The sequence below is a fragment of the Luteolibacter pohnpeiensis genome (assembly GCF_016595435.1).
Lineage (GTDB): Bacteria > Verrucomicrobiota > Verrucomicrobiia > Verrucomicrobiales > Akkermansiaceae > Luteolibacter > Luteolibacter pohnpeiensis.
Window position 1 is genome coordinate 23,148 of the sequence record NZ_JAENIJ010000037.1, and the last position, 9,428, is coordinate 32,575.

Below are 9,428 nucleotides of genomic sequence, written 5' to 3' on the forward strand. Positions count from 1 at the left end.
CCCGAGGTCGTTTTGCCGAGTGGAAACGCCAAGCTCGACAAGTGCTGTGGAAATCGAAATATCCGCGCTTTCTTCACCGAAGATCTTATCGATTCCGCATTACCGTCCTCATTTATGGAACGTCGCGAATTCCTCAAAACCACCTCTTTGGGCCTTGGAGCATTTCCATTGGCTCAATTGTTCGGCGCAACAGCCGTTGCCGCCACCACTCCTGCGAAAGCCTCGGGTTTGAAGTTCACCGGAACTGCCCAGGCCTTCGATTACGCCTGGCTGAAAGGTCAGGCCCGTGCGCTTTCAGGACAAGCTTACAAAGCCCCTGAAGATCGTCTCCCGGCATCCGTAAAGGCGCTGGATTGGGATCAATATCAAGCCATCCAGTATCGCAATGATCATGCGCTCTGGGGCGGTCAGGACACCGAGTTCAAGGCCAAGTTTTTCCACCTCGGGCTATACACACTGCATGGAGTGACCATGCATGAGATCGCCGATGGGACAGCCCGCGAGATTGCCTATGATCCGGCGATGTTTGATTACGGCAAGAGCGGGATTGATGGAAAGGCCTTGCCTGCCGATCTCGGCTTTGCCGGATTCCGGCTCAATTTCCACACCGACCCGACGCGCGATGTCGCTGCGTTTTTGGGTGCCAGCTATTTCCGCGCGGTCGGGGCAGATATGCAATATGGACTCTCCGCCCGTGGCCTGGCCGTGGACTGCGGGATGGAACGTGCGGAAGAGTTCCCACGCTTCACGCAGTTCTGGTTTCAACGCCCGGAACCGAATTCCCCGATCATCACGCTGTATGCGTTGTTAGATTCACCCAGCGTTACCGGCGCTTATCGATTCGATATCACCCCTGGAGGAAATCTTTTGATGGATATCGATGCCGCGATTTATCCGCGGAAGGAAATCGAGCGATTGGGCATCTCACCTCTAACCAGCATGTTCCAATGCGGCACCAACGATCGACGGAAGGCAAACGATTGGCGTCCGAACATTCACGATTCGGATGGGCTGGCCATGTGGACCGGAGGCGGCGAGTGGATCTGGCGGCCTCTAACCAATCCTGCAGGGCTCCGGTTCAATGCTTACATTGATGATAATCCGAAAGGCTTCGGCCTGCTGCAGCGCGATCGGGATTTTGATCACTACCAGGACGACGGGGTTTTCTATGAAAAACGCCCGAGCCTCTGGGTCGAACCGAAAAACAACTGGGGCAAAGGCTCGGTCCAATTGATCGAAATTCCCACCGAAGACGAAACCTTCGACAACATCGTCGCTTTCTGGAACCCGGAACAAAAACCGAAGCCTGGCGAGGAATTGCTCTACAGCTACCGCCTGCACTGGGGGCGCATCATGCCGTTCGGGAGTCCACTGGCCACAGTCGTTGCGACCCGCACCGGAATCGGCGGCGTCGTCGGCAAGAAACGGACTTACGAATCACGGCGCTTTGCCATCGATTTCGCCGGTGGATCAATTCCGATGCTCGGCCGTGAAGTCAAAGTCGAGCCACAGATCTCAGCATCACGCGGTGAAATCGAAATCCCATCCGCACGGCCGCTGGCCTCGATCAATGGCTACCGGGTCATTTTTGACCTCAAACCCACCGACAACAGTCGCGAGCCGATCAACCTCCGCGTCCTGCTTCACGCAGATGGCTTGCCACTGAGTGAAACCTGGGTCTACCAGTGGACGCCTCCGGCTTGATCGGATTCGGGAGCGTGGACAGGTGGCCACGCTCCCTGAAGAAACATCAGGAAACCTTGAGACCGAGCTTCTCTGAAGTCCAGTTGCGGGTGGTCTGATAGAGTTCTGGATTTTTCTCCAGCGATTGACCGTAGCTTGGGATCAGCTGCTTGATTTTTTCCTGCCACACCGGCGTTTTCATCTCTTCCGGGAAGCAGCGGTCCAGAATGCGGAGCATGATTTCCACTGCAGTCGAAGCTCCAGGAGACGCTCCTAACAAGGCGGCAATGCTGCCGTCTGCGGATGCCACGACTTCGGTGCCGAACTGCAGGATGCCGCCTTTTTTCTTGTCCTTCTTGATCACCTGCACGCGTTGACCGGCGATGGCGAGATCCCAGTCTTCCATCTTCGCGGAAGGCATGAATTCCTTCAGTGCCTCTAACCGATCTTCCGGAGATTGGATGACCTGGCCGATCAGGTATTTGGTCAGGTCGATGTTTTGCAAACCAGCCGCGACCATTGGGATGATGTTGCCGGGGCGGATCGACATCGGCAAATCAAGCGGCGAGCCGTCCTTGAGATACTTGGTGGTGAACCCGGCGTAGGGGCCGAAAAGCAGCGATTTTTTGCCGTCGATGACGCGCGTATCGAGGTGGGGTACTGACATCGGGGGAGCACCGACGGATGCCTTGCCGTAAACTTTCGCGAAATGCTGCTCGACGATTTCCGGCTTGTCGCAACGCAGCCACTGGCCGCTGACCGGGAATCCACCGAAGCCGCGGCCTTCGCGGATGTCGGATTTTTGCAACAGCGGCAAGGCGCCACCGCCAGCACCGAGGAAGACAAACTTTGCCTTCAAATCGTAGATATCTTCGAAATCCGGCTCAACACTGAGAATCCAGCCATCCGGCTGACGGACAACATCGGTCACTTGATGGCCGAGGCGCACATTCACGCCAGGCTGGGCTTGCAGCCACTCGATCATGCTGCGGGTGAGTGCGCCGAAATCGACATCGGTTCCGGACTCCACGCGGGTCGCAGCCAGCGGCTCGGCCTCATCGCGATCTTCCATCACGAGCGGCATCCATTCCTGCAGCTGCTTGCGATCCTCACTGTAAACCATTTCCGCGAAGAAAGGATGATCCTTCATCGCTTCGTAGCGCTTGCGCAGGTAGGAGACGTTTTCCTCGCCGTGGACGAAGCTCATGTGCGGCACCCGGCGGAGGAACTGGCCGGAAATCGAGCCACGCTCGATCAGGCTGGCCCAGAGTTGTTTCGAAAGCTCGAAAGCCTCGTTGATTTTGACCGCTTTGGAAATGTCGATCGAGCCATCCTTTGCCTCCGGCGTGTAGTTCAGCTCGCAAAGCGCCGCGTGGCCGGTGCCCGCGTTGTTCCATGCATTCGAGCTTTCTTCGGCAATGGCTGCCGCTGCTTCCAGAATTTCAATGGTGATGTCAGGGCGGAGCTCCTTGAGCAACACACCCAGGGTGGCACTCATGATTCCGGCTCCCACTAAAACGACGTCGGGGGTGGCCTTGATATTGTTGTGACTCATACGCGCGGCCGAACCGCGCCATTTTCCAGCCGGAAAATACAGGGAAAAAACTTGCCCCAGCGAAAAACTCCGATCCGCCGATCCGCCGTCATTCTCCTGACTCCTTCAAAATCAATCCAAGGGGAGATTTTGACAACATCTCATCCCCGGCATTGCGGAGTTTCGCCACCGTTCCCATCGGGTCCAAACGGTTGAGCGGATACATCGCATAGCCCGCGCCGATGTCGACGCCATCGCTGGCTCTCATTTCAAAATGGAGATGCGCTGGATAGTAGCCATTCGCCGTGCCCACCGTGCCGATTTTTTCGCCGCGCGCCACGAGCGCCCCTCGCTGAACATCGATGCGTTCCAAATGCGCATACATCGAATGAACCACCTCACCCGTCGTGGTGCGGTGGGCGATCACGATGATGTTCCCCCACCCTGGCGATGATTCCGCAGCAAAAACCACCAATCCATCCGCTACCGAGAAAACCGGATCGCCCAAATCCGTGTTCATGCCGCCGATGCCATTCAGATCGTCACCGGTGTGATGCCCGCCGCGCTTTTCGTTCATTTCCCAAAATTTCTGGGCATTGTAAATCAGCGCCGCATGTTCAGATCCGAGTGGTGGATCAAATCGCACCGCCGTCGGAATCTGATTTTCTTCCCATGGCGAAAGGAAATTGAAACGCGGATCATATTTTTCATGGAGCGGCATCGCGAGCGGCGCAGTCGGATCGACCACCATTTGCGCCTTTTTTTCCCGTGCCCGCTCAGTTTCCGAGAACCACACGAACCATCCGACCACTCCGGCGAGCACCAATAAAGTGAGGATCAGGCTGATTTTTGAATAGATCTTCCGCATCTGGAGGCAATGTTGACAGGCCGATTCGCACGAATCCAGCGTGTTCCATCTGCATCCTCTTGCAGCTATCCCTTTACAAGCGTTGAAATCCCTGCCACACCCCGTCCAATTTAGCCGCCTTCTCACGCCCGTAACTGCTCCGCACCATGCCTAAAGATACCTCGATCCGGAAAATCCTCGTCATCGGCTCCGGCCCCATTGTCATTGGCCAAGGCTGTGAATTTGACTACTCAGGCGTCCAAGCCTGCAAAGCCCTGAAGGAAGAAGGATACGAGGTCATCTTGGTGAACTCGAATCCGGCCACCATCATGACCGACCCGGAATTCGCTCACCGCACCTACATTGAGCCGATCACTCCGGAAGTTGTCGAAAAGATCATCATCCGCGAAAAACCGGACGCGCTGCTGCCAACCCTCGGTGGTCAAACCGCGCTCAACACCTCCATGTCGCTGTTCAAATCCGGCACGCTGGAAAAACACGGCGTTAAAATGATCGGCGCCAACGCTGACGCGATCGACAAAGGGGAAGATCGCCACCTTTTCAAAGAAGCGATGACCAAGATCGGGCTCGATATGCCACGCTCCGGCATCGCCCACACGTTGGAAGAAGCCCGCAAGGTCGCCGAAGAAATCGGCACTTTCCCATTGATCATCCGCCCGGCATTCACGCTCGGCGGTCAAGGCGGCGGCATCGCCTACAACCGCGAGGAATACGAAGAAATCGTCACCCGCGGCCTTGATCTTTCCCCGGTTTCCGAAGTCCTGATCGATGAATCATTGCTCGGTTGGAAGGAATTCGAAATGGAGGTCATGCGCGACCGCAACGACAACTGCGTCGTGATTTGCTCGATCGAAAACCTCGACCCGATGGGCGTTCACACCGGGGACTCGATCACCGTCGCGCCGATCCAGACACTTTCCGATCGCGAATATCAGATCATGCGCGATGCATCATTCGCGGTGATTCGCGAAATTGGCGTGGAAACCGGCGGCTCGAACATTCAGTTCGCCACCGATCCGAAAACCGGCCGGATGATCGTGATCGAGATGAACCCACGCGTTTCCCGCTCGTCGGCGCTCGCTTCCAAGGCCACCGGATTCCCGATCGCAAAAATCGCAGCGAAACTCGCTGTCGGCTACACGCTGGATGAGCTTCCAAACGACATCACCCGCGAAACTCCGGCCTCGTTTGAGCCGACGATCGACTACGTGGTGACCAAGATTCCGCGTTTCACTTTCGAAAAATTCCCGACTGCCAATGCGGTCCTCACCACCTCGATGAAATCGGTGGGCGAGGCCATGTCGATCGGCCGCACGTTCAAAGAGAGCATGCAGAAGTGCCTGCGCTCGCTCGAGACCGGCCGCTGGGGATTTGGTTTCGATAGCAAAGAGCCACAAGCGCCGACCAAGGACGAGATCACCCGCAAGTTGCAGATTCCGAATGCAGAGCGGATTTTCTGGCTGCAAACCGCCTTCATCAACGGCTGGACCATCGATGAGGTTTTCGCCGCCACTTCGATCGATCCTTGGTTCCTCGGCCACCTCAAGCAGATCGCCGATGAAGGCGCGGATTTGGCCAATCTGGATCTGAAACGCGCGAAGAAGCTCGGCTTTTCCGATCGCCAAATCGCCAAGGCCCGTGCCGCATCGAGTGCAGTTCACGATGCCTCGATTCATGGTGAAAAAGATCAGCCAGCCGGAGCACCACCGCGTGCCGAGCCGGAAGGAGCCGTGGTCGATGTCGCCACCGAAGACACCGTCCGCGCGGAACGCAAAGCCAAGGGCATTATTCCGACTTACCGCCTGGTCGATACCTGCGCCGCCGAATTCGAAGCTTACACGCCGTATTTCTACTCCACCTACGGCGACGAAAACGAAGCCCGCAGCTCCGAGAAGAAAAAGATCATCATCCTCGGCGGCGGTCCGAACCGGATCGGCCAAGGGATCGAGTTCGACTACTGCTGCGTCCACGCGGCGTTCGCGCTAAAAGAACTGGGCTACGAAACGCTGATGGTGAACTCCAACCCGGAAACCGTTTCCACCGACTACGATACGTCCGACAAGCTGTTCTTCGAGCCGCTCACCCTGGAAGACGTGCTGAACATTTGCGATCAGGAGCAACCGCACGGCGTCATCGTCCAATTCGGCGGTCAAACTCCGCTCAACCTCGCAGCCGATCTTGAGCGTCACGGCGTGCCAATCATCGGAACTTCGCCGAAATCGATCGAACTCGCCGAGGACCGGAAATTCTTCTCCGCGCTTCTCGACAAACTCAACCTCAAGCAAGCCGAAGCCGGCACCGCGATCAACGAGGACGAAGCCATCGTCATTGCCAACCGCATCGGCTACCCGGTGCTGGTCCGTCCATCATTCGTTCTCGGTGGTCGCGGCATGATGATCGTCTACAGCGACAGCGAGCTTTCCCGCTACATGCGCGAGGCGGTCATCGCTTCGCCGGAACGTCCGGTGTTGGTCGACCGTTTCCTCGACAACGCGACCGAAGTCGACGTCGACTGCATTTCCGATGGCGAAACTTCCGTAGTTGGCGCGATCATGCAGCACATTGAGCAAGCCGGGATTCACTCCGGTGACTCCGCCTGTGTGATCCCCGCGTTCTCGCTTTCGGATGCAATCAAAGCCGAGATCACCCGTGCGGCGAAGGACCTTGCCCGCGAGCTGCAGGTCAAAGGCTTGATGAATATCCAGTTCGCGGTGAAAGACGAGCAACTCTACGTCATCGAGGTCAACCCTCGTGCTTCGCGGACCGTGCCATTCGTTTCCAAAGCAACCGGCGTTTCACTCGCGAAGCTCGCGGCTAAAGTCATGGTCGGCGAAAAACTCGCGGATCTCGGCTACACCGAAACCATCGTGCCACCGCATTTCTCAGTGAAGGAAGCGGTGTTCCCATGGAACCGATTCCCAGGCATCGACATCGTGCTCGGCCCGGAAATGAAATCGACCGGTGAGGTCATGGGCATCGACGCCGATTGGGGCATGGCCTACGCCAAATCCCAGATGGCCGCCTTCAACGCCCTGCCAACTTCCGGAAACGTGTTCCTCTCCGTATCGGATCGCGACAAGCCGCGTGCGGTTGCAGTCGCCCGCGACCTCGTTGAGCTCGGATTCCAAATCTACTCCACCGGCGGCACTCTGGCGCAGCTGGCAGCGGAAAACATCCCTTGCCACCGGGTTTACAAAGTCGCCGAGCAAGCACGGCCGAACGTGATCGACATGATGAAGAACCGGGAAATCCAGTTCGTCATCAACACCCCGAGCACGCACGAATCCCGCGCCGACGAAGTGCAAATCCGCTCCACGGCGATCATTCAGAAGATTTCCCACGCGACCAACCTCGCCGCCGCCGAAGCCTCGGTGAAAGCGATCCGCTCGCTGAAGGAAAAAGAGCTCGAGGTGAAGAGCATCCAGGAATTTCACGCGTGACCTCTTCTCCGAATTTGCTCCTAATATCTCCAAAATTAGGAGTTCGGTATTGAAATATCTGCGGATATTCCTAAGTTGCTCCTAGTTTCTACAAGATTAGGAGCAATGAAATTCCCGAAGATCCCACCGGACTGGCAAAAGTTACTGAAAGAAGTAGCTAATTTGAACAAAGTCGATGTTTTCATCCGATCCGGACAGGAGGAAAGTGCTAGGACCGACCGCTATCTTCATTGGGATGAATTCAGCCACCGCGCTTCGCCGGGTGAATTGAGCCTGGAACAACAATGGGCAGCCATTCGGATGAGGAGAAATCTCCGTTCCCAGAGCATTCCCCTAACCGACAGCAAAGGGAGGCCGTTTACCTTTTTCCTCACCCAGCGCGCTTTCGAAATTTTACACGAAATCGACCTCAATTGCGGCGGCCGGATCGGTGTGCACGAGGACGGCATCCTTCAAGAAAATACTCGCGACCGCTACTACGTCGATTCAATCGTGGAAGAGGCACTCACTTCCAGCCAATTGGAAGGTGCGGTCGTCACTCGTTCCGAGGCCCGTGAGATGATCCGCAGTCACCGCGCGCCAGCAACAAGCCATGAACGTATGGTAATCAACAACTACCATACGATGCGGTTGATATCCGGGCTAAAAGGTAAACCGCTCACTCCTGAATTGATCCTACTCATCCATCAGAATGTCACTGCTAATACTTTAGAGAGAAAGGAAGATGAAGGAAGTTTTCGCCCTGCTGGTAGCAATGTGAGGGTCGAGGATGATGAAAGTGGCGAGGTGTTCCACATACCGCCACCAGCGGAAGAGCTCGAAGAGCGAATCGAGCGGATGTGTGCCTTTGCGAACGAAACAGGAATGAACGGATTTCTACACCCAGTAATCAGGTCCATCATATTGCATTTCTGGGTGGCATTCGATCATCCGTTCATTGATGGCAACGGGCGGACAGCTCGTGCACTTTTTTACTGGTCGATGCTCCGTCACGGCTTTTGGCTTGCCGAATTTTTCTCGATCTCGCATGAGATTTTGAAAGCTCCCAAAAAATACTATCGCGCCTTCCTTCATACTGAAACCGACGCAAACGATCTCAATTACTTCATCTTACACCAATTGGAAGTGATTCTGTCTTCCATAAAATCACTGCAAAGCTACATTCGCCGAAAGCAGGAAGAGGTCGAAAATCTCAGAAAGCATCTGTCCGCAGGTGGAGATTTCAATCACCGCCAACTCGCATTATTGCGGCACGCCCTCAAACATCCTTTTGCCTCATACACCGTCGTCAGTCACCAAACCTCCCACGCCATATCCAATCAAACCGCCAAAAACGATCTGGTCGCGTTGGAAATAAAAAACCTGCTGACAAAACGTAAATCCGGAAAGGCATTTGTCTATAGCCCTGCATCTGATTTGGCTGCAAAATTGACCGGCTAAAATTAAAATCAATCTCCGCTGCCACAGCCGCCGCAGCCACCACAACCACTGGAGCAGCCGCTACTTCCACAACCACTGGAATCGCTGGAGCAGCCGCTTGAGCCAACACTCCAAATGGAAGATTTCGATGCCAGCGCGTGGGCTCGATCCATCTCGATCAATGAAACGTAATCCGTCCCGGGGAACCCGGTCGGCCCGAGCATTGCCATGGCAAAACTCATGTGGATAAGATCTTCGGATCCGTCTTTCAGGCGCGGCGATTGCTCTGATTTCATTCGCTGCAGCAAGCGTTCCCCCTCAACGGTTAGAGGTTTGAACGATTTGGCAATTTTGATCGCAATCACGAGGGTAACCCCCAGAGCGATAACTAGACCGATTGCCAGAACTCATTTCCGATTGAGATTGGGAAGTGAGCATACGGAGCTCACGGTTCGCGGTTGATCGAGAAGCGTTTGGAGTGAAG

6 protein-coding genes are annotated in these 9,428 nt (G+C 55.7%); 3 read left to right on the forward strand and 3 right to left on the reverse strand.

Annotated elements, in window-relative coordinates; genetic code table 11:
- The first annotated feature begins 114 nt into the window (after positions 1-114).
- Positions 115-1,704 (forward strand): OpgD/OpgG family glucan biosynthesis protein, encoded by a 1,590-nt coding sequence (locus tag JIN85_RS17280; RefSeq protein ID WP_200273141.1) that lies wholly within the window; start codon positions 115-117, stop codon positions 1,702-1,704.
- Between the two features lie 46 nt (positions 1,705-1,750).
- On the opposite strand, the gene JIN85_RS17285 is transcribed toward JIN85_RS17280, so the two are convergent.
- Together JIN85_RS17285 and JIN85_RS17290 are read right to left on the reverse strand one after the other, a co-directional pair.
- Complete coding sequence (locus JIN85_RS17285) at positions 1,751-3,238, reverse strand: malate:quinone oxidoreductase (RefSeq protein ID WP_200273143.1); 1,488 nt, start codon at positions 3,236-3,238, stop codon at positions 1,751-1,753.
- 88 nt (positions 3,239-3,326) lie between these two features.
- On the reverse strand, positions 3,327-4,085 hold the full coding sequence (locus JIN85_RS17290; RefSeq protein ID WP_200273145.1) for a M23 family metallopeptidase: 759 nt from the start codon (positions 4,083-4,085) through the stop codon (positions 3,327-3,329).
- Between the two features lie 146 nt (positions 4,086-4,231).
- Here JIN85_RS17290 and carB point away from each other — a divergent pair, with 146 nt between their 5' ends.
- Together carB and JIN85_RS17300 are read left to right on the forward strand one after the other, a co-directional pair.
- Positions 4,232-7,525 (forward strand): carbamoyl-phosphate synthase large subunit, encoded by a 3,294-nt coding sequence (gene carB, locus JIN85_RS17295; protein WP_200273147.1) that lies wholly within the window; start codon positions 4,232-4,234, stop codon positions 7,523-7,525.
- A gap of 105 nt (positions 7,526-7,630) precedes the next feature.
- Positions 7,631-8,965 carry a Fic family protein gene (locus JIN85_RS17300; protein WP_200273149.1) on the forward strand — a complete coding sequence of 445 codons (1,335 nt, stop codon included), beginning with the start codon at positions 7,631-7,633 and terminating at the stop codon, positions 8,963-8,965.
- A gap of 8 nt (positions 8,966-8,973) precedes the next feature.
- Here JIN85_RS17300 and JIN85_RS17305 read toward each other — a convergent pair whose 3' ends face one another.
- Complete coding sequence (locus JIN85_RS17305) at positions 8,974-9,309, reverse strand: hypothetical protein (protein WP_200273151.1); 336 nt, start codon at positions 9,307-9,309, stop codon at positions 8,974-8,976.
- Between the last annotated feature and the right edge of the window lie 119 nt (positions 9,310-9,428).